Source organism: Rhodococcus sp. 14-1411-2a, from assembly GCF_002259485.1.
Lineage (GTDB): Bacteria > Actinomycetota > Actinomycetes > Mycobacteriales > Mycobacteriaceae > Rhodococcoides.
This window is the reverse complement of record NZ_NPGA01000015.1, coordinates 611,180-635,236: the sequence shown is the minus strand read 5'-3', so window position 1 is coordinate 635,236 and position 24,057 is coordinate 611,180. Positions and strand designations below refer to the sequence as shown.

Annotated in this window: 18 protein-coding genes; 12 read left to right on the top strand and 6 right to left on the bottom strand. The window is 65.0% G+C overall.

The window, feature by feature from the left end:
* Positions 1-84 precede the first annotated feature (84 nt).
* Positions 85-1,572, top strand: a complete 1,488-nt coding sequence (locus CH291_RS16735) for a molybdopterin-dependent oxidoreductase (RefSeq protein ID WP_094688045.1) — start codon at positions 85-87, stop codon at positions 1,570-1,572.
* Here the strand turns inward: CH291_RS16735 and CH291_RS16730 are convergent.
* Together CH291_RS16730 and CH291_RS16725 are read right to left on the bottom strand one after the other, a co-directional pair.
* A complete protein-coding gene (locus CH291_RS16730) occupies positions 1,559-2,515 on the bottom strand; it encodes an adenosine deaminase (RefSeq protein ID WP_094688044.1) in 957 nt (318 codons plus the stop codon). The genes CH291_RS16735 and CH291_RS16730 overlap by 14 nt on opposite strands.
* Before the next feature lie 10 nt (positions 2,516-2,525).
* Positions 2,526-3,317, bottom strand: coding sequence for an enoyl-CoA hydratase/isomerase family protein (locus tag CH291_RS16725; protein ID WP_068053232.1), 792 nt, complete (start codon positions 3,315-3,317; stop codon positions 2,526-2,528).
* Positions 3,318-3,406: 89 nt separating this feature from the next.
* Between CH291_RS16725 and CH291_RS16720 the strand changes: the two genes are divergently transcribed.
* On the top strand, positions 3,407-4,552 hold the full coding sequence (locus CH291_RS16720) for an acyl-CoA dehydrogenase family protein (protein ID WP_032396497.1): 1,146 nt from the start codon (positions 3,407-3,409) through the stop codon (positions 4,550-4,552).
* A gap of 61 nt (positions 4,553-4,613) precedes the next feature.
* Here the strand turns inward: CH291_RS16720 and CH291_RS16715 are convergent, their stop codons facing one another.
* From CH291_RS16715 to CH291_RS16705, 3 genes are all read right to left on the bottom strand, one after another.
* Positions 4,614-6,068: a DHA2 family efflux MFS transporter permease subunit gene (locus CH291_RS16715; RefSeq protein ID WP_094688043.1), complete on the bottom strand. Its 1,455-nt coding sequence runs from the start codon at positions 6,066-6,068 to the stop codon at positions 4,614-4,616.
* Positions 6,065-6,682, bottom strand: coding sequence for a PadR family transcriptional regulator (locus tag CH291_RS16710; RefSeq protein WP_094688042.1), 618 nt, complete (start codon positions 6,680-6,682; stop codon positions 6,065-6,067). The genes CH291_RS16715 and CH291_RS16710 overlap by 4 nt, the downstream gene beginning before the upstream one ends.
* 278 nt (positions 6,683-6,960) lie before the next feature.
* On the bottom strand, positions 6,961-7,164 hold the full coding sequence (locus tag CH291_RS16705; protein ID WP_008714360.1) for a cold-shock protein: 204 nt from the start codon (positions 7,162-7,164) through the stop codon (positions 6,961-6,963).
* 174 nt (positions 7,165-7,338) lie between these two features.
* Here CH291_RS16705 and CH291_RS16700 point away from each other — a divergent pair, with 174 nt between their 5' ends.
* From CH291_RS16700 to CH291_RS16665, 8 genes are all read left to right on the top strand, one after another.
* A complete protein-coding gene (locus tag CH291_RS16700; protein WP_143545933.1) occupies positions 7,339-8,082 on the top strand; it encodes a GNAT family N-acetyltransferase in 744 nt (247 codons plus the stop codon).
* Positions 8,083-8,150: 68 nt separating this feature from the next.
* The gene (locus tag CH291_RS16695; protein ID WP_179276571.1) at positions 8,151-9,167 is read left to right on the top strand and encodes a glutathione S-transferase family protein; all 1,017 of its coding nucleotides are present in this window, start codon (positions 8,151-8,153) and stop codon (positions 9,165-9,167) included.
* Positions 9,168-9,214: 47 nt separating this feature from the next.
* Positions 9,215-9,934, top strand: a complete 720-nt coding sequence (locus CH291_RS16690) for a hypothetical protein (protein WP_094668546.1) — start codon at positions 9,215-9,217, stop codon at positions 9,932-9,934.
* A gap of 51 nt (positions 9,935-9,985) precedes the next feature.
* The gene (locus CH291_RS16685) at positions 9,986-10,825 is read left to right on the top strand and encodes an LLM class F420-dependent oxidoreductase (RefSeq protein WP_068053203.1); all 840 of its coding nucleotides are present in this window, start codon (positions 9,986-9,988) and stop codon (positions 10,823-10,825) included.
* Between the two features lie 112 nt (positions 10,826-10,937).
* Positions 10,938-11,978 carry an ABC transporter ATP-binding protein gene (locus CH291_RS16680; RefSeq protein ID WP_094688040.1) on the top strand — a complete coding sequence of 347 codons (1,041 nt, stop codon included), beginning with the start codon at positions 10,938-10,940 and terminating at the stop codon, positions 11,976-11,978.
* On the top strand, positions 11,975-12,745 hold the full coding sequence (locus tag CH291_RS16675) for an ABC transporter permease (RefSeq protein WP_037190341.1): 771 nt from the start codon (positions 11,975-11,977) through the stop codon (positions 12,743-12,745). The genes CH291_RS16680 and CH291_RS16675 overlap by 4 nt, the downstream gene beginning before the upstream one ends.
* 99 nt (positions 12,746-12,844) lie before the next feature.
* Positions 12,845-16,705 carry an ABC transporter ATP-binding protein gene (locus CH291_RS16670; protein WP_373455137.1) on the top strand — a complete coding sequence of 1,287 codons (3,861 nt, stop codon included), beginning with the start codon at positions 12,845-12,847 and terminating at the stop codon, positions 16,703-16,705.
* Between the two features lie 110 nt (positions 16,706-16,815).
* The gene (locus CH291_RS16665) at positions 16,816-20,622 is read left to right on the top strand and encodes a multifunctional oxoglutarate decarboxylase/oxoglutarate dehydrogenase thiamine pyrophosphate-binding subunit/dihydrolipoyllysine-residue succinyltransferase subunit (protein WP_094641319.1); all 3,807 of its coding nucleotides are present in this window, start codon (positions 16,816-16,818) and stop codon (positions 20,620-20,622) included.
* 307 nt (positions 20,623-20,929) lie between these two features.
* Here the strand turns inward: CH291_RS16665 and CH291_RS16660 are convergent, their stop codons facing one another.
* Positions 20,930-21,583 (bottom strand): TetR/AcrR family transcriptional regulator, encoded by a 654-nt coding sequence (locus tag CH291_RS16660; protein WP_094688039.1) that lies wholly within the window; start codon positions 21,581-21,583, stop codon positions 20,930-20,932.
* Positions 21,584-21,652: 69 nt separating this feature from the next.
* Between CH291_RS16660 and CH291_RS16655 the strand changes: the two genes are divergently transcribed.
* Together CH291_RS16655 and CH291_RS16650 are read left to right on the top strand one after the other, a co-directional pair.
* On the top strand, positions 21,653-23,224 hold the full coding sequence (locus CH291_RS16655; RefSeq protein WP_094688038.1) for a flavin-containing monooxygenase: 1,572 nt from the start codon (positions 21,653-21,655) through the stop codon (positions 23,222-23,224).
* Positions 23,221-24,054 carry an SDR family NAD(P)-dependent oxidoreductase gene (locus tag CH291_RS16650; protein WP_068053168.1) on the top strand — a complete coding sequence of 278 codons (834 nt, stop codon included), beginning with the start codon at positions 23,221-23,223 and terminating at the stop codon, positions 24,052-24,054. The genes CH291_RS16655 and CH291_RS16650 overlap by 4 nt, the downstream gene beginning before the upstream one ends.
* The last annotated feature ends 3 nt before the right edge of the window (positions 24,055-24,057 follow it).

Sequence of the window (24,057 nt, the reverse complement as noted above, 5' to 3'; positions counted from 1 at the left end):
CGTCGAGTGGGTTTCCCCAGGCCAACGGGTCGAGTGGAGTGTCCCGTGCGCGCAGCCACTCCCCGCACGCTTACATTGGAACGAGTGAGCACAGGAAAACGCGCGCTGTCCGGCATCGTCGCCGCCGGGGTGGTCCTCGGCGTCGGTGAATTGATCGCCGTACCCATCGGACCCAACTCGTCACCGCTGACCGCCGTCGGGTCCTCGGCCGTCGACAACAGTCCGGCCCCGATCCGTGAATGGGCCATCGACACGTTCGGCACCTCCGACAAGCTCGCCCTGTTCATCGGCATGGCAGTGGTGATCGGAGCGATCGCCGCGGCGGCAGGCATCGCCCGCAAGCCGATCGGTGCCGTGGTGTTCGCCGCACTGGGCGTCGTGGGCGTACTCGCGGCAGTGACCCGACCCGACGCGACGGCCCTCTACGCAGTCCCGACCATCGGCGGCGTCATCGTCGGCATCGTCGTGCTGCACGCCCTCATCGGTGCCGCCGCGCCTGCGACCGAGGGAATGAATCGACGCAGCTTCCTCTCTCTCGCCGCCGGTGCCGCGGTGCTTGGCGTCGTCGCCGGAACAGCCGGACGGATGCTCACCTCCGCCCGCGCCGTCACCGCCGATCGACTCGGCTTCATGCTGCCCACACCGACGCCGCAACCCCCGATACCGGCCGGGGCGGACCTACAGATCGACGGCCTCGCGTCGTACATCACCCCGAACGACGACTTCTACCGCATCGACACCGCGTTGGTCGTGCCGCGCGTGGCGTCCGAGGACTGGTCGCTGCGCATCCACGGCATGGTCGACCGCGAGATCGAGCTGACGTTCGCCGACCTCGCCGAGCGCCAGGCAGTGGAGAAGACGGTCACGTTGACCTGCGTGTCCAATATCGTCGGCGGCGACCTCGTGGGCAATGCGACGTGGATCGGCTACCCGCTCAAGGACATTCTCGAAGAGGCAGGCATCTCCCCCGACGCCGACATGGCCCTGTCGTCGAGCAGCGATGCCTTCACCGCGGGCACTCCCCTCGAGGTGCTGCTCGACGGCCGCGACGCCCTCCTGGCCGTCGGAATGAACGGTGCACCGCTGCCCGTCGAGCACGGCTACCCGGCCCGGCTCGTCGTCCCCGGCCTGTACGGATACGTCTCGGCGACCAAGTGGGTCACCGACATCGAGATCACCCGCTTCGACCGCGCGACGGCGTACTGGACCGACCGAGGTTGGGGCGAACGCGGACCGATCAAGACGGCCTCGCGGATCGACACCCCGCGATCGGGCAGTTCCGTGCCGGCCGGGCAGACGGTGATCGCCGGAGTGGCGTGGGACCAGCATACCGGAATCGACGGCGTGGAAGTGCAAGTGGACGAGGGCAACTGGGTACCGGCCACGCTGTCGGAGGAGTACTCCAAGGACACCTGGCGGCAATGGACGGTCGAGCTCGACCTACCCGCGGGGCAGCATTCGATCCGCGCCCGCGCCACCAACTCCGCAGGAGAACTGCAGACCAACAGGACCGCAGACACCGTTCCCGACGGAGCGACCGGCTACCCCAGGATCTCGGTCACCGCCGACTGATCTGGACAGTCGCGAAACTCGCGCGGATCGAATTCTCGGCCAACACGTTTCGCTCCTGCGCGGTCAGCCCCATACCTGCTTGGAGGGCAGCGAAATTGTCGTCGACGTAGCCGCCGAAGTAGGCGGGATCGTCCGAGTTGATCGACACCGACAGGCCCCGCTCGAGCATCTGTCGCAGCGGCAGCTGCTCTACATCGTCGATCACCTTGAGCCGGACGTTGGACAGCGGGCATACCGTGAGCGGAATCTGTTCCTCGACAAGACGATTCACCAGCGCCTCGTCTTCGAGGCACCGCACCCCGTGGTCGATGCGCTCGACCTTCAGCAGATCCAATGCCTGCCAGATGTAGTCGGGTGGACCTTCCTCACCGGCGTGGGCGACGACGTGCAGACCCTCGGCGCGGGCCTTGGCGAACACGTCGACGAACAGCGATGGCGGGTAGCCCACCTCTGCGGAATCGAGGCCGAGACCGATGATCGGGGCCTGCATGGCCAACAGATCGTCCAACAGCTGATTGGCATGCAGCACGGGCTTGTCCCGCAGGATCGACGCGATCAACCCACTGGAGACACCGAATTCGCGCTCGCTGGATGCGCATGCGTCGGCCAATCCCTCGACGACAGCCGCGAGCGGGACACCGCGCTCGGTGTGCGCCTGCGGATCGAAGAAGATCTCCGCGTGCGTCACCCCGGCCTGCGCGGTGCGGCGGAAGTAGGCCCGGGCGAGATCGGCGAAATCCTCGGCAGTGCGCAGCACGGCCATGTTCGCGTAGTACAGATCCAGGAACGACTGCAGGTCGCTGAACTCGTATTTCGCCCGCAGTTCATCGATGTCGTTGTACGGCAGCGACAATCCGTTGCGCTCGGCAAGATCGAATATCAGCGGAGGTTCGAGCGACCCTTCGATGTGCAGGTGCAGTTCGGCCAGCTGATCGGTACTCACTCACCCGATGCTACTTGCCCGTGTACGTAGCCTTCCCCGGACCGACCTCGAGGAAGCTCTTCACCGCACCCCGCAGATCCTCGGTCTCGAACAGTGCGCCGGAGACCTCCGAGGTGATCTCGTCCGCATGGGCCACGCCGCCCGAACGCCACGCTGCCACAATCTGTTTCGTGGCCGCATGCGCGACGGTGGGGCCGTCGGCCAGTCGATGCGTCAGCGCGAGCGCCGCGGCATCGACGTCGTCGTGGATCTGATTGACCACGCCCCACTCCTTCAGCGTCTGCGCGTCGTACAGATCACCGGTCATGACGAGCTCGCGAGCTCGACCCGAACCGGCCCGCTCGGCGAGGCGCTGCGGTCCGCCCATCGACGGTGTCAGACCGACGACGGTCTCGACCAAACCGAACTTGGCCTTGGGGCCGGCGAGAATGATGTCGCACGCCAGCGAGATCTCGAACGCCGCCGTGAGCGTCAAACCGTGCGCGGCGTAGATCACCGGGCAGGGCAGCGCCTCGAGCGGATGGGCGATCTGTGCGAACAATCCACGCCACAGATCGGCACCCTGCGCAGCGGACAGACCATCGAAGACGTGCACGTCGACGCCCGCAGAGTTCACCTTGCCCTCGGCGCGCAACAACACCGCCCGCGGAGGTCGCGCGACGAGATCGGCAACGTTCGCGGCAACCGCGTCGAACATGGCCTGATCGAACAGGTTGAGCGGACCGTGGTCGAAGGTGAGGACGGCGAGCTCGGCGCCTGCCGCGGTGGTCGATCGAACGAGCGAAGTGGGTGCGTCAGCCATGGTTCGCATAGTGCCACACCGGTCCGGGACGGTTGTTACCAACGAGTATTGTTCGCTGATAACTCACCGTTACCGAGAGGAACAGATAGATGAAGCGCAGCTTGTTCGAGGCCGATCACGAGGACTTCCGCGCGTCGGTACGCGAATTCGTCACCCGGACCATCACACCGGTCGAGGAAAAGCTCGTCGAGCAGCGATACATCGACCGCGAGATCTGGCTCGAGGCCGGACGCAACGGCTTCCTGGGACTGGAAGTACCGGAAGAATACGGCGGCAGCGGAGCCGAGGACTACCGATTCAACGCCGTCCTCGCCGAGGAACTCGCCCGCTCGAGCGCCGCGGTGGCGTCGTGCTTCGGTATCCACGTGGACATCGTCGCGCCCTACTTGGTCAAGCTCACCACCGAAGAGCAGAAGAAACGCTGGCTGCCCGGCTTCTGCAGCGGCGAGATTCTCACGGCGATCGCGATGACCGAACCGTCCGGTGGCTCCGACCTGGCCGCGCTGAAGACCACTGCCGTCAAGGACGGAGACGACTTCATCATCAACGGTTCGAAGACGTTCATCACCAACGGCAACTCCGCAGACCTGGTCATCGTCGCCACCCGCACCACGCCGGAGAAGAAGGCCAAGGGCATCACGCTGTTCGCCGTCGAGAACGGCACCGAAGGATTCTCCCGCGGCCGCAAGCTCGACAAGGTCGGTCAGCCCGAATCCGACACGGCCGAGCTGTTCTTCGAGAACGTGCGCGTCCCGAGCTCGAACATGATCGGCGAGTTCGACGGCGGCTTCATCCACATGATGCAGCTACTCCCCCAGGAACGGATCAGCTGCTCGGTGGCCAACCTCGGACACGTCCGTCCCATTCTCGAGGAGACGCTGCAGTACGCCAAGGATCGCAAGGCATTCGGCCAGCAGATCGGCTCACTGCAGTGGAACAAGTTTCTGCTCGCCGAGCTCGTCACCAAACTCGATGTGGCACAGGCGTACATCGACAATTGCATCGCCGCACACGGGATCGGTGAACTGACCGCCATCGACGCCGCCAAGGCGAAGTGGTGGAGCTCGCAGGTGCAGAACGAAATCCTCGACCACTGCGTCCAGCTACACGGCGGCTACGGGTTCATGAACGAATACCGCGCCGCTCGGGCGTGGAAAGACGCTCGCGTGACCAAGATCTGGGCCGGATCGAACGAGATCATGAAGGAACTGATCGGCCGCGATCTGGGGCTGTAGTGCGGCTGCGCCGCATGTGAGTGGAACCTCGTAGCAGGGGTCGAGGTTCCACTCACATGGGTTACTTGAACGCAGGCCGGGCGTAGAAGCAGACCGCGATCATGCCGACGATCAACACTGCGGCGGGCAGGATCAACGACTGCGCCATCGCTGTGGTGAAGCCGTCCCGCAGCATCTCGGGCACTCGGCCGGCGAATTCGTTTGCCCCCGAAGCAGTTCCATCGGCGGGCAGTTCGGCGGCCAAGCGCGATTGGATGAGCGCGCCGATGCCGGCGCTACCGAGCACGGAGCCGATCATGCGGGTGGTGTTGTAGATACCCGAACCTGCGCCCGCCTGACTCATCGGCAGGTTGCGAGTTGCGGTGGCCGCCAACGGAGACCAGATCAACGCGTTCGCTACACCCATCGCCGCGATGGGTAGAAGCAGCTTCCAGATCGCCGTGGTGGGCGTCATCTCGTACGCGAACCACAGCAGCGAGGCGGCCAGGATGAACAGTCCCGATCCTGCAATGTAACGGGGATGCGTCTTGTCGACGAGCTTGCCGACGTTGGGGGCGAGAATGCCGGTCAGCAGTGCCATCGGAACGAACAGCAGTGCCGAACGGGTAGGGGTGAGCCCGGTGACGCTCTGCGCGTAGAACATGATCGGCAGCATCATGCCGGACATCGCGAAACCCATTGCGGCGATACCGATATTGGAGAGCGAGAAGTTGCGTTCACGGAAGAGCGCCAACGGGACCAGCGGTTCGCTCTTGTTCACCGCCTGCCAGTAGACGAACCCGGCGAAGACGAGCAGGCCGGTGCCGATGAGGATCCAGATTCCCGTTCCCCAGTCGTACTTCTGTCCTTCCTGAATGCCGAACACGATGCAGAACAGTCCGATGGCGCTCAACGCCACGCCGAGCAGATCGAACTTGTGATCATGGGTGGGTAGCACGGGAACGAACCTCAGCGCCAACACGATTGCGAGAACACCGACCGGCAGATTGATGAAGAAGATCCACTCCCAGCCGAGGGAGTCGACCAGGACGCCGCCGAGGATCGGGCCGACGAGTGTCGCCACACCTGCGACGGCACCCCACGCGCCCATTGCCGTTCCGCGCTTCTCGGCGGGGAACACCCGGGTGATCACGGCCATCGTCTGCGGGGTGATCATCGCAGCACCGAGACCCTGGACCGCACGCGCTGCGATGAGCATCTCGATGGACCCGGAGAGGCCACACCAGGCCGACGCGAGTGTGAACAGAACGAGGCCGGCGATGTAGAGATTTCGGGGACCGAACTTGTCACCGAGACGCCCGGTGACGAGCAGCGGCACCGCGTAGGCCAGCAGATACGCGCTGGTCACCCAGATGACGTTGTTGATGTCGGTGTTCAGGCCCGTGAGGATCGCCGGCTGCGCGACGGCCACGATGGTGGTGTCGACCAGAATCATGAAGAAGCCCAGGCACAGCGCCCACAGTGCGGGCCAGGGCTTGATCTCTCGTTGTGGCGGAGCGGTCTCGACGACGTTCATGTGCTCTCCTGGTTCGGATCCGTCAGGGTCGTGTGGTGTGTGGATATCTCGTGCGGCCACGCCAGCTCGCCGCTGTCGACGCGTGCGATGTAACTCGTCAACCAGTTCACTTCGGCGGACAACATGTGGTACGTGTAATCGATTCCGGCCCAGTAGATTTCGGAGATGTTGCGGTCGGCTGCCAACCGCTGGTAGCCGGACAGTTCCTCGATCTCCACCTCGAGGTCCTCGATGCGTGCGCGGAGCAACGCGATCGCCTCGGACGCCGCCAGGTTGTGCATCTCGGATAGGCCGAGGGTGAACTGCGGATATTCACGCACCGGGGTGCGGAGAATCTCGGCGAGGCGAGCGACGAGAACTCGTCGGCCGGCGGGCGTGATCTCGTACGTGGTGCGTTCGGGTCGGTTGCCGCCGCGGTCGGTGCCGACCTCGGCGACCAGCGCCTGTCCGTGGAGGCGAGCAACGGCGTGATAGAGCGATCCGGGTCGAACCTTGACGATCCGATCCTCTTTGCGCTCCAACAGAAGTTGATACATCTCGTAGGGATGCATCGGGCTCTCGGACAACAGGGCGAGAACCGAGACGCCCAGCGGGTTCACTGCCTCGCCTCGCATCGAACCTCACCTCAGATCTGAATGTCCCAACTGAATTATTCCAGTTGGAATATAGAACGACAGATCTGCAATTGGCAATCCGGACAATGCTCTGACCTGGGAATTATCCGGACATACAGAAGAAAAAGGACACCGACAACAGTCGATGTCCCGTTCGAACAGACGAAGGCCGGATACTCGGAATTTCTTCCGTGTATCCGGCCCTGTCACCGAGTTTCTGGTGGAAATTACTTCGAGAAGGTCACTCCACCAGGAGAAATCGGGTTACGAAGCTTGAATCAGATGGCGCGGACGCCGGTAGCCTGGGGGCCCTTCTGACCCTGGCCCACCTCGAACTCCACGCGCTGGCCCTCGTCGAGCGACTTGAAGCCGCTACCCTGAATCTCCGAGTAATGAACGAAAACGTCCGGTCCGCCACCATCCTGCTCGATGAAGCCGAAGCCCTTTTCGCCGTTGAACCACTTCACACTGCCCTGCGTCATTCTGTAAACCTTCTGTAAGCGAGCTAGATCTTCACGTCGAAGCTCTAATCTCAAAAGTGAGTCTGCCATCTATCGGCGCCGAGCGAAACACCGGGGGCGAAAAAGTTCGAAAGATTGCTTTTGGACGGTGAAACCGGAACGTTGCTCAGCGCCCCGGTGGCTAGGGTTTCAGACGTGGATCTCCCCTCTCACGATGCCCGCCCTTTCGATCCCCATCGACTCGACATCGTCCGTCTGGCCTGGTGTCGCCGCCTGCAGATGGACGATCGAGCCCTCGACACCGACGCCGACCGCGTCGAACATGTCGGTGCCACCGACGACGTCACCGTGCTGCGACTGGCCGAGACCACCGTGATCGTCGGACCGTCCTGGGCCGTCGATGCCTCTCGCGCGATCAGCGGCCCGGCGAACGCGGACCGAACCTGGATCACGACACTGCTCGGCGACCGTTCGGCGCACTACGAGATCGGCACCCACACGCTGGCGTACGGCTCGGACATCGGCCACACCATCGACGTACACGACCCGCTGATCTCCCACGATGCGCAGCACGCACGCAACCTCGCCGCGCACTGCAGCGACGCCGACGTCGCCGAAGCATTCGGCGAGCCGGTCTCGCGGAACTGGTTCACGCTGCTCGGCGACGACCGACCCGCCGACTCGGCCCATTCGCTCGCGTCGGCCGGCTACTCGGAGGAGCAACTGATTCTGGCCGACATGCGCGTGTTGACCGACCCGAACCATCGCCGACGGGGCCACGCCCAGGTGGTCGGCAGGCTGGCCACCAACGACGCCATCGACGACGGCCTGATTCCGCAGTGGCGATCGCGACCCGAGAACGCCGTTGCTCGACGCCTCGCCGCGCGGCTGGGATATGTGGAAATCGGCGCGTGCCACACCGCAGCGCTCCGACCGTGACCCGGTTGAGCCGGCTCCGAACTGGGTAGCGTCGAGATGAGACCGATCGATGTGAGGAGTTCGAGAGCATGGCCGACGATGCCGCATATGTGGAACCGGGCAAGGAATTCAAGCGCGACACCAACTACATCCCGACGCGGATCACCGCCGACGGCCGGGACGGGTATCCGGTAGAGCCGGGACGGTACCGACTGATCGCCGCGCGCGCCTGCCCGTGGGCCCATCGATCCATCATCGTCCGACGGCTACTCGGCCTCGAAGATGTTCTCTCGCTCGGCATTCCGGGTCCGACCCATGATCCTCGGAGTTGGAACTTCCAGGAGGAGCCCGGCGGCGTCGACTCTGTTCTGCAGATCCCTCGACTTCAGGACGCGTTCTTCGCCCGCTTCCCCGATTACGAGCGCGGCATCACCGTCCCCGCGATCGTCGACGTTCCCTCCGGTGAGGTCGTCACCAACGACTACCCGCAGATGACCCTCGATTTCTCGACCGAGTGGACGCAGTACCACCGCGACGGCGCACCCGATCTGTACCCGGAGGCCCTGCGCAGCGAGATCGACGAAGTGGCCCAGCTGGTGTTCGAGGACGTCAACAACGGCGTCTACCGCTGCGGATTCGCCGGATCGCAGGAGGCGTACGACAAGGCCTACGACCGACTGTTCGCCCGCCTCGACTGGCTCGTCGAACGCCTGTCCACGCAGCGATACCTGGTCGGCGACCACATCACCGAGGCCGACGTGCGCCTGTTCACCACATTGGTGCGCTTCGATCCCGTCTACCACGGCCACTTCAAGTGCAACCGCAGCAAGCTCAGCGAGATCCCGGTGCTGTGGAACTACGCACGCGACCTGTTCCAGACCCCCGGATTCGGCGACACCGTCGACTTCGACCACATCAAGCGGCACTACTACGAGGTGCACACCGACATCAATCCGTCGGGCATCGTGCCGAACGGACCGGACCTGACCGGATGGCTCGAACCCCACGGCCGCGAAGCCCTGGGCGGATCACCCTTCGGCGACGGCACCGCTCCCCCGCCGCCGAAGCCCGACGAACTCGTTCCGCCCGATCACTGGGTGCGTTGAACCCCAGGTTCGACCGGCAACCACACTCGCGACCGAAAGAGACATCGATGGCAGGCAAGAAGGACGACGCACAGGTCGAGGTCTCGAACGGAGGCAAGCTCGAACGCGCGCTCGTCAACATCCTCGACAACGCCAGCCGCCTCCAGGGACCCGCCGTCGACAAATACGTCGCGCACGTGCGTCGAGCACACCCGTACGACACCCCGGCGCAGATCATCGAACGGCTCGAGAAGCGATTTCTGCTCGCCGTCACCGGCAGCGGCTCCGCGGTGGGCGGTGCGGCGGCGATCCCCGGCGTCGGAACCGTCGCCTCGATCGCGGCGGTGGGCGCCGAAACCGCGTTCTTCATCGAGTCCTCGGCATTGCTGACACTGTCGGTCGCGGCCGTCCACGGCATTCCCGTCGAGAATCACCAACAGCGACGCGCCCTGGTGCTCTCGGTCGCGCTGGGCGAATCGGGCATGCAGATCGTGCAGCGAACCGTCGGGAAGACTGCCAAGAACTGGGGACCGCTGATCACGTCCCGAATTCCCGGTGGATCGATGACCAGCATGAACAAGTCCTTGGTGAAGAAGTTCATCACCAAGTACCTCGCCAAACGCAGTGCGTTGTTGGTCGGCAAGTTGCTTCCCGCCGGAATCGGCGCGGCGATCGGCGGGGCGGGAAACCGCGCCGTCGGCAAGGGCGTCATCAAGAACGCCCGCGACGCATTCGGTCCTCCGCCTGCCCGGTTCCCGGAGAACCGCATCATCGAGCCGGATGCCTGAATCGATGGGGCATCCGCGGAATCATCACGCGAGGACGGCGTTGAACCCGATATGACTTCCACACCTGAACTCGGCAAGTACGGCGTCTGGCGACTGCATTCGGCGTTCACCCCTGAACTGTCGCGCGCGATCGAATCCTTCGGCTACGGCACGATCTGGCTCGGCGGCTCACCGCCTGCGGATCTGACCACCACCGAAGAGATCCTCGACGCCACCGAGACGGTCGTCGTCGCCACCGGCATCGTCAACATCTGGTCGGACGCAGCGGCCGACGTCGCCGCGTCGTATCACCGGTTGGAGAGCAAGCACCCGGGCCGTTTCGTGCTCGGGATCGGTGCAGGCCACCCGGAGGCGACGCAGGAATACACCAAGCCGTACGACGCCTTGGTGGCCTACCTCGACGCTCTCGACGAGGCCGGAGTTCCGGTGGAACGACGCGTCCTGGCAGCCCTCGGACCGAGGGTGCTCGCGCTGGCAGCCGACCGCACCGCGGGTGCGCATCCGTACCTGACGACCCCCGAGCACACCCGAGATGCGCGAGAAGCATTGGGCCCGAACAAAATTCTGGCACCCGAGCACAAGGTGGTCCTCGAGTCGGATCCGGAGAAGGCGCGCTCGATCGGCCGACCACCGGTCAACAACCCGTACCTGCACCTGCGGAACTACACCAACAACCTGAACCGACTCGGCTACTCCGACGAGGAGATCGGCGACGGCGGCAGCGACCGACTGATCGACGCGTTGGTGGCGCACGGCACCGCCGACGCGATCGCAGCACGGTTGAACGAGCACCTCGACGCGGGTGCGTCGCACGTGACACTGCACTCGCTACCCGACCTGGCCGATCCGGTCGAGACGTACAGAGAGGTCGCCGCCGCGCTGCATCGCTGACCGAAGACGGCGCTCTCGAGGGCGATGTCGGGCGCACCCCGTAGCCTCGGGTACCGGTTGCCGCGAGCAGCCGGTACACGAGGTGACCAACGGCCAGGGGGATTGCGCGCAGATGACCAGCTATCCGGGAGCAGCGCTCGAGGCGCAGGCGCTGACCAAGCAGTTCGGCACCGTTCGCGCAGTGTCGGATCTGAGCTTCGTCGTCCCGCGCGGCACCGTCACCGGATTCCTCGGCCCCAACGGCTCGGGTAAGTCGACGACGCTGCGCATGCTCCTCGGGCTCGTTGCACCCACCTCGGGCATCGGCCTCGTCAACGGCGCGCCGTTCCGCACGACCGAACACCCGGCCCGCACGGTGGGGGCCGTCCTCGACTCGTTGAGCGTGCACCCCAAGCGCAGCGCTGCCCATCACCTGAAGATCTACACCGCCGCGATCGGCGTACCCGACAGCCGCGCCCTCGACGTGCTGCGACTCGTCGGCCTCGGTGACGTTGCCGACCGCGCCGCAGGCGGCTTCTCCCTCGGCATGCGTCAACGCCTCACGCTGGCGACCGCGCTGCTGGGGGATCCGGAAATCCTCGTGCTCGACGAACCCGCGAACGGTCTCGACCCCGAGGGCATCGCCTGGCTGCGCGACTTCCTGAAGGCATTCGCCGCGTCGGGACGCACCGTGCTGGTGTCGAGTCACATCCTGCGCGAGATCGAGCAGACCGTCGACAATCTGGTGATCGTCAGCGCCGGTGCACTCGTCTACCAGGGATCCATCGCGCAACTGCGATCGACGCGTCCGAGCCGTGTACTCGTGGCCGCATCGGACCCCGCGGCATTGGCTTTGGCGTTGGCATCGAATGGATTCAACGACAGCCAACTGCTGCCCGACGGACGCATCGGCGTCGCCGGTACCGACGCGGCAACGATCGCTCGCATCGCTGCCGACGCCCAGGTGACGATTTTCGGGACCACCGGTGAACACGTCGACCTCGAGCAGGTGTTCCTGTCGATGACCGCGGGTCAGTACAACGCTGCACCCGTTCAGCAGAATCCGTACGGCGGGCCGCCGCATGGTTACGGCCCGCCGCCGGGTCACCACCAGGGCTACGGCCCGCCGCCCGGTTACGGTGCGCCGCAGAACTGGAACGGGGGTCCGCGATGAACGCGTTGCTGACGTCGGAGATCCGCAAGGTCACGACACTGAAATTCTGGTGGGCGCTGGCGATCGCACCGCTCGTCGTCGGAATCTTCGCTTCCGTCATCACGTCGGTGATCGCGAACCAGTTGGGCGAGTTCGAGGAAGACCTGGATATCTCGGGCGGGGTCGCCTCGATCGGCCTGTACGTCGCCGCCGGTGCCGCAATTCTGTTCGCAGGCATCTTCGGTGCCGTCAACACCGGAACCGAATTCCGCCACCAGACCATCACCACCAGCTTCCTCACCGCTCGTGGCCGAGACGGAGTGATCGCCGCCAAACTCATCGTCACTGCGCTGTTCGGCCTCGGATACGGGCTGGTGGTGCTGTTGGCCAGCCTGATCTGCCTGCTGATCTTCAACGAGCGGACCGTACTGCTCGACGGCGCGTTCATCGGCGTGGTGGCGTCGTGTCTCCTCGCCGTCGTGCTGTGGTCGCTGATCGGCGCAGGCCTCGGTCTGCTGCTCAAATCCCCGACGTGGGCTGCGGTCGTGCTCGTTGCCTGGCTGCCCTTCGGCGAGGGTCTGCTCTCGCTGATCCTGTTCGGAGTCGGGCTCGGATCGGTCGCCGTGGCGCTTCCGTCGAACCTGACCCTGCCGACGATGGCAGCGACTCAACTCGACGGCGCAGGCGACCTGGCGTCGTGGCCGTGGGCACCGCTCGGACTCGCGCTGTGGGCGGCGATCCTCGTCGGCGTCGGCTGGTTCCTGGCTCGAACCCGCGACATCGGCTGAGGTCTGCGGCGGGAGTGGAGCCTGCGGAACGACCCATACAACCGGTCCCCACATTCGCAGTCCGACGCTGTCGGTGCCCGGGTCTACCGTGGTGAATCGATGGCACACAGTAATGCGGTGAAAGACCGTGCAGCGGCACCCCGACGCAGCTCGTCGACACTCGGCAGCGAAGAACCGTCGTCGGGTACCCGGCGTGGATGGATCAGACGTCTGATCGCGCAGTGCATGCTGCATCGCCGTACCGCACTGGGAGCCCTGGGCGTGACGATGATCGCGGCCGTGATCGACATTTCGTTCCCGCTGCTGACCCGAGTGGCGATCGACGACGCGACCGCAGGAAACGGCGAGAAGATCGCCACCGTCGCCGCCGCCATCGCACTGTTGGGTCTGGTCCGGTTCGCATGCCAATTCGGTCGACGCATGCTCGCCGGCCGGCTCTCGATCGACGTTCAGCACGATCTGCGCCTGGACCTGCTCGCGTCGCTGCAGCGGCTCGACGGTCGAAAGCAGGACGAGATCCGCACCGGCCAGGTCGTGTCGAGATCGATCACCGACCTGCAACTCGTGCAGGGTCTGCTGGCCATGGTGCCGCTGTCCGCGGGAGCCGTCCTGCAGTTCGTACTGGCGCTGGCAGTGATGGCGTATCTGTCGCCGCTGCTCACCGTTGTCGCGATACTCATCGTTCCTGCGGTCAGCGTCGTGGTCTACCGAATGCGGCCCACTCTCTTCGCGGCCACCTGGTCGGCGCAACAACGCGCCGCCGATCTGGCTCAGCACGTCGAGGAAACCGTCACCGGCGTTCGAGTCGTCAAGGGCTTCGGCCAGGAAGCCCGTGCGGTGGATCGCATCGAGACGCTCGGTCGCACGCTCTTCGCCGAGCGCATGCGATCGGCGAAGATCAACTCGCGGTTCGCACCGTCGCTGGCCACCATTCCGCAACTCGGACTCGTCGGAGTCATCGCCCTGGGCGGCTATCTGGCCCTGCAGGGCCACATCACGATCGGCACGTTCCTGGCCTTCGCCACCTACGTCGCAACCCTGTCCGCCGTGACCCGCACCGTCTCGTCGGTGGTGATCATGGCTCAGCTCTCCCGCGCGGCCGTCGAGCGCGTCTACGAGGTGGTCGATACCCAGCCGTCCGACCCGGAACCGGCCGCCCCCGTCGCATTGCCCGACGGCCCGCTCGGAGTCCGCATCTCCGAGGTGACCTTCGGGTTCGAGCCCGAACGCGATGTGCTGACCGGCCTGAATCTGACCATCTCGCCGGGTGAGACGGTGGCCGTCGTCGGCCACGCGGGCTCGGGAAAGACCGCTCTCGCCCTGCTGCTCCCCCGCTTCTATCGCCCCTCCGAGGGACAGATTGCGCTGACATCCGACGGAACGTCGTTCGATATCGACGACCTCGACTCGACGTCGCTCCGCGAGGCGGTCTCGCTCGTGTTCGACGAGCCGTTCCTCTTCTCGGACACCATCGCCGCCAACATCGCCCTCGGCAGGCCCGACGCCACAGCGGAGGAGATCGAGCATGCGGCGCGGCTGGCACAGGCATCGACCTTCATCGACGCGCTGCCCGAGGGATACGACAGCCTCGTCGGCGAACGCGGACTCACCCTGTCCGGCGGCCAGCGCCAACGCATCGCACTGGCCCGTGCTCTTCTCGTCGAGCCGCGAATTCTGATCCTCGACGACGCCACCTCGGCAGTGGACGCCGAGACCGAGGCCGCCATCTTCGACGCGTTGCGTGGCGTCCGGACGCGCGCGACCCTCGTTCTCGCTCATCGCCGCTCGACCCTGACCCTGGCCGATCGCGTCGCCGTGCTCGACAACGGCCGCATCATCGACACCGGAACCGTCGACGAACTCGATCGGCGTTGTCCGTTGTTCCGGGCCCTCCTGGCCGGTGGAGACGGCGAGGAGAACGACGATCCCGGTGCGGAGCCGACCGTCGACCCCTTCGCCGACACGCTCTGGCCGGACACGGATCCGGAGTCGACGGTCGAGCCCGGCGCAGTCTCGACACCCGCGCCCGGAGGCGGCGGTGGTCACGGAACTGCGATGGCCGGGGCTTTCGGCTCGCTCGCACCCACACCCGCCATATCCCGGGCAGTCGCGGCCCTGCCGCCTGCGACCGAGGATCCGGGCACATCCGGATCCCAGCTGCGTCGACCCGACCCGGAGTTCCGGCTGTCGAGACTGCTGAGCCCCGTGCGCTCGTTGCTCGCCGTCGTGGTGGTGCTTCTCGCGCTGGACTCACTGGCCTCGATCGCCTTCCCCTCGCTCGTTCGCTACGCGGTGGACAACGGAGTGGCGAGTGGAGACTCGAACACCCTGTGGATCGCCACCTCGATCGGCGTCGTGTTGGCAGCGGCGAGTTGGTTCGTCGTCTGCTGGACGACGGTGATCACCGCGCGGGCGGGTGAGCGAGTGCTCTTCGGACTCCGTGTCCGCAGCTACGCACACATTCAGCGGCTCGGCCTCGACTACTACGAACGTGAGCTGTCGGGCCGCATCATGACCCGCATGACCACCGACGTCGACGCACTGTCGTCGTTCATTCAGACCGGGGCATCGACGGCCGTGGTGAGTGTGTTGACCGTCGTCGGTATCGCCGCCGCTCTGCTCGTCACCGACCCCACTCTCGGGCTGGTGGCGCTGGCTGTCGTGCCACCGCTTGCCGTGGCCACCGTGATCTTCCGGCGCATCTCCTCGGCGGCGTACTCGACGTCCCGCGAGCGAATCTCGATCGTCAACGCCGATTTCCAAGAGAACGTCACCGGCCTGCGCGCGGCACAGGCCTACCGGCGCGAGGAGTACGCCGCATCCCGATTCGCCGAACGCTCCGACCGCTACCGCGCGAGTCGAATGCGATCGCAGACCGCGATCTCGGTGTTCTTCCCCCTCATCACGTTGCTCTCCGACATCGCCCTCGCCGTCGTCGTGTTCGTCGGCGCGCATCAGATCGCCACCGGCACCACCACAGCGGGCACCCTCGTGGCGTTCGTGCTCTATCTCGGGCTGCTCTTCGGACCCATCCAGCAGCTCTCGCAGGTGTTCGACGGTTACCAGCAGGCACGCGTCGGAGTGGGCCGCATCGGGGATCTCCTGCGCACCACGAGCTCGATCGAAACCTCCGCCGACGCGAACACCACCGCACTTCCCGGCGGACGCCTGCGCGCCGACATAGAACTCGTCGATGTCGGTTTCCGGTATGCCGGGGCTCACTCCGACGCCCTGAGTGAGGTAAATCTCACCATCCCCGCCGGTACCACCGTCGCCTTGGTCGGACGCACCGGCGCGGGCAAATCCACAGTGGTGAAACTGCTGGCCCGCTTCTACGATCCGACCTCCGGATCGGTGCGGGTCGGCGGCCACGATCTACGCGACTATCGCCTCTCGGACTACCGCCACCGACTCGGCGTCGTACCGCAGGAAGCGCACCTGTTCACCGGAACCGTGGCGTCGAACATCGCCTACGGCAGACCCGATGCCAGCCGCACCGACATCGAGAACGCGGCACGCTCGGTGGGTGCTCTGAGCACCATCGCCGCACTTCGCGGCGGTATGCACCAACCCGTCGGTGAGCGCGGCCAAGGGCTGTCCGCAGGTCAGCGACAGCTGATCGCACTGGCCAGGGCCGAGCTGGTCGACCCCGACCTGCTGCTCCTCGACGAGGCCACCGCCACGCTCGATCCCGCGACCGAACGCATCGTGCTCGCAGCCGGCAGTGCCGTCGCGCGGACCCGCACGGCGGTGGTCGTCGCGCACCGCTTGGCGACCGCCGCGCGGGCAGATCTGATCGTGGTGGTCGACGGCGGCCGTATCGTGGAAGTAGGTCGACATTCGGAGCTTCGCACGCAGGGCGGCTTCTACGCACAGTTGTGGACTGCAGCCGAAACGAACCGAGGGAATAATTCGATAATCGAAGGTGTCATCGACAACGAGGCCGATGGTTACCGGTGAGTACATATCACAGCTACGTCCCGGACGCACGTGAGCTGGACCAACGGTCTAGCCTGGACACGTACGCGCGCTGAACGGGAACGAAGACAGAAACGAGGCGAACTACTGCCGTGAGCAGCAGCTCTACTACCCAATTCGGACAAAACCAATGGCTGGTCGACGAGATGTACCAGCGATTCAAGCAGGACCCTTCATCCGTCGACGCGAGCTGGCACGAGTTTCTGACCGGTTACGACCCCGAGGCAGCAACCGACGAGACCGCCGGATCCAACGGTGCTGCCGGTAACGGCGCAGCCTCGAACGGTAGCTCGACCAAGTCCGCGCCTCCCGCAGCACCAGCGCCACCAGCCAAGCCGGCCGCCTCTGCTCCCGACAAGACCGACGCGCCGAAGGCCGCAGCACCCAAGGCCGCTCCGAAAGCCGCCGCTCCCAAGGCCGAGGCCGCGAAGCCTGCCGCTGCTGCCAAGCCTGCCGAGAAGAAGGCAGCGCCGGCCAAGTCCGCTCCCGCGAAGCCCGCCGCAGCCGAGTTCGGTGAAGAGTCGAGCAAGATTCTGCGCGGCGCTGCTGCCGCGGTGGCGAAGAACATGTCCGCCTCGTTGCAGATTCCCACCGCGACCAGCGTGCGTGCGATTCCGGCCAAGCTCATGGTCGACAACCGCCTCGTCATCAACAACCATCTCGCTCGTACCCGCGGCGGCAAGATCTCGTTCACACACCTGCTCGGCTACGCCATCGTGCAGGCCGTCAAGGCGTTCCCGAACATGAACCGCCACTTCGCCGAGGTCGACGGCAAGCCGAACGCCGTCACTCCGGCCGCGATCAACCTCGGTCTCGCCATCGACCTGCCCGGCAAGGACGGCAACCGTTCCCTCGTCGTCGCTGCCATCAAGAACACGCAGGACTTCACGTTCACGCAGTTCTACAACGCGTACGAGGACATCGTGCGTCGCGCTCGCGACGGCAAGCTCACCGGTGAGGACTTCCAGGGCGTCACCATCTCGCTGACCAACCCCGGTGGAATCGGAACCGTGCACTCGGTGCCGCGTCTGATGAACGGCCAGGGAGCCATCATCGGTGCCGGTGCCATGGAGTACCCGGCAGAGTTCCAGGGAGCCAGCGACGAGCGTCTCGCCGAGTTCGGCGTCGGCAAGCTCATGACGCTGACCTCGACGTACGACCACCGCATCATTCAGGGTGCGGAGTCGGGTGACTTCCTCAAGACGATCCACAACCTGCTGATCAGCGACGAGTTCTACGACGAGCTGTTCCACTCGCTGAAGATCCCCTACGAGCCCATTCGCTGGCGCAAGGATCTGCCCGAGGGCACGGTCGACAAGAACACCCGCGTGCTCGAGCTCATCGCGGCGTACCGCAACCGCGGTCACCTGATGGCCGACACCGATCCGCTGCAGTTCACCAAGGACAAGTTCCGGATGCATCCGGACCTCGACGTGATCAGCCACGACCTCACGCTGTGGGATCTCGACCGCGAATTCAAGGTCGGTGGATTCCACGGCAAGGACAAGATGAAGCTGCGGGACGTGCTCAGCGTTCTGCGCGACTCGTACTGCCGCCACGTGGGCGTCGAGTACACCCACATCCTCGAGACCGAGCAGGTCACCTGGCTGCAGGAACGCGTCGAGGCCAAGCACGTCAAACCGACTGTGGCGCAACAGAAGTACATTCTGAGCAAGCTCAACGCAGCCGAGGCGTTCGAGACGTTCCTGCAGACCAAGTACGTCGGGCAGAAGCGCTTCTCGCTCGAAGGTGCAGAGTCGGTCATCCCGATGATGGACTCCGTCATCGACCAGAGCGCCGAGTACGCCCTCGACGAGGTCGTCATCGGTATGCCGCACCGCGGTCGCCTCAACGTGCTCGCCAACATCGTCGGCAAGCCCTACTCGAAGATCTTCACCGAGTTCGAGGGCAACATGAACCCGGCCGCCGCACACGGCTCCGGCGACGTGAAGTACCACCTCGGTGCCGAGGGCACGTACATCCAGATGTTCGGTGACAACGACATCAAGGTCTCGCTCACCGCGAACCCGTCGCACCTCGAAGCCGTCGACCCGGTTCTCGAAGGCCTCGTCCGCGCCAAGCAGGACCTACTGGACAAGGGCACCGGCCAGGGCGGTTACTCCGTTCTGCCGCTGATGCTGCACGGAGACGCGGCATTCGCAGGCCAGGGCGTCGTCGCCGAGACGCTGAACCTGTCCGATCTGCGGGGCTACCGCACCGGCGGCACCGTGCACATCGTCGTCAACAACCAGGTCGGCTTCACCACGTCACCGGAGTTCTCGCGTTCGTCCGAGTACTGCACCGATGTGGCGAAGATGATCGCCGCGCCGATCTTCCACGTCAACGGCGACGACCCCGAGGCCTGCGCCTGGGTGGCTCAGCTGGCGGTGGACTTCCGTCAGAAGTTCCACAAGGACGTCGTCATCGACATGATCTGCTACCGCCGTCGCGGCCACAACGAGGGCGACGACCCCTCGATGACGCAGCCGGCGATGTACGACGTGATCGACACCAAGCGCAGCGTCCGCAAGAGCTACACCGAATCGCTCATCGGCCGTGGAGACATCTCGCTCAAGGAAGCCGAGGATGCACTTCGCGACTACCAGGGCCAGCTCGAACGCGTCTTCAACGAGGTACGCGAACTCGAGAAGTACACCCCGGAGCCCAGCGAATCGGTCGAACTCGACCAGCAGTTGCCTGCCAAGCTCACCACGGCCGTCGACAAGGCAGTGCTGCACCGCATCGGCGATGCGCACCTCGACGTTCCCGACGGATTCAACGTCCACCCGCGCGTCAAGCCGGTGCTCGAGAAGCGTCGCGAGATGGCGCACGAGGGCAAGGTCGACTGGGCCTTCGGCGAGCTGCTGGCGCTCGGATCGCTGGTGGACGAGGGACGCAACATCCGCTTCTCCGGCCAGGACACCCGACGCGGCACGTTCACCCAGCGTCACTCGGTGATCATCGACCGCAAGACCGGTGCCGAGTACACCCCGCTGCAGAACATCGGCAGTGACAACCCCGGCAAGTTCATGGTCTACGACTCCGCCCTCAGCGAGTTCGCCGCAGTCGGCTTCGAGTACGGCTACTCCGTGGGTAACCCGGACGCACTGGTGATGTGGGAAGCGCAGTTCGGCGACTTCGTCAACGGCGCGCAGTCCATCATCGACGAGTTCATCTCGTCCGGTGAAGCCAAGTGGGGTCAGCTCTCCGACGTCGTGCTGCTGCTGCCGCACGGCCACGAAGGCCAGGGTCCCGACCACACGTCCGGACGCATCGAACGCTTCCTGACGCTGTGCGCCGAGGGCTCGATGACCGTCGCACTCCCCTCGACCCCCGCGAACTACTTCCACCTGCTGCGCAGGCACGCGCGTGACGGCATCCGTCGCCCGCTGATCGTCTTCACCCCGAAGTCGATGCTGCGCAACAAGGCAGCGGTGAGCAACATCGAGGACTTCACCGACGGCAAGTTCCACTCGGTGTTCGACGAGCCCACCTACGACACCGGCACCGGTGACCGCAGCGCGGTCAAGCGAGTTCTGATGGTCAGCGGCAAGCTCTACTACGAGCTGCTCGCACGCAAGCAGAAGGACAACCGCGACGACGTCGCCATCGTCCGCATCGAGCAGCTCTACCCCGTGCCGGTCCGCCGCATCCGGGAAGCACTCGAAAGCTACCCGAATGCAACGGAATTCCGTTGGGTTCAGGAAGAGCCTGCGAACCAGGGTGCCTGGCCGTTCTTCGGTCTCGCGTTGCCCGAGCTCGTCCCCGAGAAGCTGGTCGGCATCAAGCGCATCTCGCGTCGCGCAATGTCCGCCCCGTCGTCGGGATCGAGCAAGGTGCACGCCGTCGAGCAACTCGAAATCATCGACGAGGCCTTCAACGCAGTCGGCGAAGGCTAGAGAAATCCGACAACGACAGCGGCCCACTTCTTCGGAAGTGGGCCGCTGTTGTCGTTTCGGGGCTCCCCGCTCCGCGTCAATGGACCATCACATGCGTCTGAGCAGTGCAACGGTCCATCCACGCAGAGTCAGTGGCTGAGTGAATGGACCGCTGCATACGTCTGGGAAGTGCAAGGGTCCATTGACGCGTGCGGGGCGGGGCGACGCGTGCGGGGCGACGGGCGGGGGCCATCTACTGGATCAATGCGAGATTCAGTCGGTCAGACTGCAACAATGGGACATTGATCCCAACCGGGGCGGGCGTCGGTCAGGCTGAGGCGTCGGCGTCGGTTCCCAGGAGTGCGGTGATCATTCCTGGAGCCAGTGCTACCGCGGGCAGAGCGTTGACGTTGAGGTCGATCAGTTCGTCGCGGCTCAGTTCGGGCGCGGTGAGCCAGTTGATGGTCGTTTCCTCGACGAAGGCGATCCAGCCGCGGACGGCCAGCACGATGGTGGGGGTGACCTCGATGTCGAGTCCCCCGAGTTGCGCGACGGTTCGCTCGGCCATGGCGGAGCGGGTGTCCTCGAACAGCGCGCGCATCTGCGGGTCGCCACTGGGTGTGCCGCGCAGGAGCGAGACGTACATCTGCCGCTTGTCGGTGACGTAATCGACGTAGTTCGCGATGGAGTCGCGCAGAATCTCGTACGGTGGCAACGACGGATCGGGTGCGGTGCGCTCGAGCATGACGCGCGAGGATTCACGCACGATTTCGAGGTGGAACTCCTGCTTGGAGGCGAAGTAGTGGAACAGAAGACCTCGAGAGACGCCTGCTTGGTCTGCGATGTCCTCGACGGAGATCTGTTCGAGGGGGCGGTCGGCGAGCATTTCGGTGCCGAGCTCGATCAGTTGCGCTCGTCGTTGCTGCGGACTGAGTCTGGTCCTCTTCGTGGTCGATGCGCCAGGGCTGTTCACGAACGCCATGCAACCACCCTACTGAATGTTAGTCAATAACTATTGACTCACACTCAATAAGCTTCTACGCTCCCCTACATGAGTCTTCCCGTAACAGATACTTCGGACCGTGCAACGACGCCGCGTCACGTCGATACGCTGATCATCGGCAGCGGATTCGCCGGCCTCGGTGCCGCGATCAAGCTGACGAAGGCAGGCAAGAAGGACTTCGTCGTCATCGAACGCGGCCACGATGTGGGTGGCACCTGGCGCGACAACACCTACCCCGGTGCCGCCTGCGACGTGCCGTCGCACCTGTACTCCTACTCGTTCGCGTTGAACCCGAACTGGACGCGTTCGTTCTCCACGCAGCCCGAGATCCAGAAGTACATCGCCGGGGTGGCGCGCAAGTACGGCGTGATGGACAAGCACGTGTTCGGCACGGATGTGACCTCGGCCCGCTGGAACGCCGAGTCCAACCGCTGGGACGTCGAGACCACCACGGGCAACTACACCGCGAAGATCGTCGTCTCCGCCGTCGGCGCGCTGTGTGAACCGAACCTGCCCGACATCAAGGGAATTCACGACTTCAAGGGCGACGTCTTCCATTCGGCCCAGTGGAATCACGACGTCTCGCTCGCCGGCAAGCGCGTCGCCGTCATCGGTACCGGTGCGTCGGCGATCCAGATCGTGCCCGCCATCGCAGATCAGGTGAAGCACCTCGACGTGTACCAGCGCACCGCGCCGTGGATTCTTCCCCGCGCGGACCGCCCGTACACCAAGCTCGAGCGCTTCGCCTTCAAGCACGTTCCCGGATTCCAGCGTCTCTCCCGCACCGGCATCTACGCGATGCGCGAGACGCAGGTCGTCGGACTGGCGAAGGCTCCGGCCTTCATGAAGCCGCTGCAGTGGGCGTCGGAGAACCACCTGCGCACGCAGATCAAGGACAAGGCCCTTCGCGCGAAGGTCACGCCGAACTTCCGCATCGGCTGCAAGCGCATGCTGATCTCGAACGCGTACTACCCCGCGCTCGCCAAGAGCCACGTCGATCTCGTCACCGACGGCATCGCCGAGATCCGCGAGGGCTCCATCGTCACCAAGGACGGCACCGAGCGCCCCATCGACGCGCTCGTCGTCGCCACCGGCTTCCACGTCACCGACTCCCCCGCCTACCACGGCATCACCGGCAAGGACGGCCGCACACTGGCCGAAACCTTCGAGGACGGCGGTCAGCAGGGCTACAAGGGCGCGGCGGTCGCGAACTTCCCCAACATGTTCTTCCTGGTGGGCCCCAACACCGGCCTGGGCCACACGTCGATGGTGTTCATGATCGAGTCGCAGATCAACTACCTGGTCGACGCGTTGAACACCATCGACAAGCACGACATCGGCACCATCGAGGTGCGCAAGGACGTGCAGGACGAGTACAACGTGACGCTGCAGGACCAACTCTCCAAGAGTGTCTGGATGAACGGCGGATGCGCCAGCTGGTACCTCGACAAGCACGGCAACAACACGACGCTGTGGCCGGGCTTCACGTTCGAGTTCCGCAGAATCACCAGGAACTTCGATCTCGATGCGTACCGTAGCGTCGCTACCGCAGACCTGCCCTCCGGACCGTCGGCGACCAACTCCGCCGGCAACAACACAGACAAGGTGTCCGCACGATGAGCACATTCACAGGCAAGGTGGCCGTCGTCACCGGCGCGGGCTCGGGAATCGGCCGCGCCCTGGCCCTCGAACTGGCCGGCCGCGGAGCGAAGTTGGCATTGTCCGACGTCGACACCGCCGGACTCGACGAAACGGTTCGACGAGTCGAGGCGTTGGGCGCCGAGGTCAAGTCGGACTTCTTGGATGTGTCCCAGCGCGAGACCGTGCTGGATTACGCCGAGGCCGTCGTCGCGCATTTCGGCAAGGTCAACCAGATCTACAACAACGCCGGTATCGCGTACCACGGTGACGTGGACAAGTCCTCGTTCAAGGACATCGAACGCATCGTCGACGTCGATTTCTGGGGAGTCGTCAACGGCACCAAGGCATTTCTGCCGCACATCCAGGCCTCCGGCGACGGCCACATCATCAACATCTCCAGCCTGTTCGGCCTGCTCGCCATGCCGTCCCAGTCGGCGTACAACGCGGCGAAGTTCGCCGTCCGCGGGTTCAGTGAATCGCTGCGGATGGAGATGTTGATCTCCAAGGCACCGGTGAAGGTGACCGTGGTGCACCCCGGTGGCATCAAGACCGCCATCGCCCGCAACGCGACCGTCGCCGAGAACTTCGATCAGGCCGACGTGGCCAAGTTCTTCGACAGCAAGCTCGCCAAGACCACCCCGATCGACGCGGCCAAGACCATCCTCAAGGGCGTCGAGAAGGGCAAGGGCCGGGTGCTCATCGGGTCCGACGCCATCGCCCTCGATCTGTTGCAGCGCATCACCGGCTCTCGCTACCAGGGCCTGATCGCCGCGGTGTCCAAGCGCGCGCTGCCGCGTACGAAGAAGTAGGCG

Excerpts from the sequence above, each read along its gene's own strand:
- CH291_RS16725 (WP_068053232.1), bottom strand. The coding sequence starts at position 3,317 with ATGGCTGACGCACCCACTTCGCTCGTTCGATCGACCACCGCGGCAGGC.
- CH291_RS16720 (WP_032396497.1), top strand. The coding sequence starts at position 3,407 with ATGAAGCGCAGCTTGTTCGAGGCCGATCACGAGGACTTCCGCGCGTCG.
- CH291_RS16715 (WP_094688043.1), bottom strand. The coding sequence starts at position 6,068 with ATGAACGTCGTCGAGACCGCTCCGCCACAACGAGAGATCAAGCCCTGG.
- CH291_RS16710 (WP_094688042.1), bottom strand. The coding sequence starts at position 6,682 with ATGCGAGGCGAGGCAGTGAACCCGCTGGGCGTCTCGGTTCTCGCCCTG.
- CH291_RS16705 (WP_008714360.1), bottom strand. The coding sequence starts at position 7,164 with ATGACGCAGGGCAGTGTGAAGTGGTTCAACGGCGAAAAGGGCTTCGGC.
- CH291_RS16695 (WP_179276571.1), top strand. The coding sequence starts at position 8,151 with ATGGCCGACGATGCCGCATATGTGGAACCGGGCAAGGAATTCAAGCGC.
- CH291_RS16690 (WP_094668546.1), top strand. The coding sequence starts at position 9,215 with ATGGCAGGCAAGAAGGACGACGCACAGGTCGAGGTCTCGAACGGAGGC.
- CH291_RS16685 (WP_068053203.1), top strand. The coding sequence starts at position 9,986 with ATGACTTCCACACCTGAACTCGGCAAGTACGGCGTCTGGCGACTGCAT.
- CH291_RS16680 (WP_094688040.1), top strand. The coding sequence starts at position 10,938 with ATGACCAGCTATCCGGGAGCAGCGCTCGAGGCGCAGGCGCTGACCAAG.
- CH291_RS16675 (WP_037190341.1), top strand. The coding sequence starts at position 11,975 with ATGAACGCGTTGCTGACGTCGGAGATCCGCAAGGTCACGACACTGAAA.
- CH291_RS16670 (WP_373455137.1), top strand. The coding sequence starts at position 12,845 with ATGGCACACAGTAATGCGGTGAAAGACCGTGCAGCGGCACCCCGACGC.
- CH291_RS16660 (WP_094688039.1), bottom strand. The coding sequence starts at position 21,583 with ATGGCGTTCGTGAACAGCCCTGGCGCATCGACCACGAAGAGGACCAGA.
- CH291_RS16655 (WP_094688038.1), top strand. The coding sequence starts at position 21,653 with ATGAGTCTTCCCGTAACAGATACTTCGGACCGTGCAACGACGCCGCGT.
- CH291_RS16650 (WP_068053168.1), top strand. The coding sequence starts at position 23,221 with ATGAGCACATTCACAGGCAAGGTGGCCGTCGTCACCGGCGCGGGCTCG.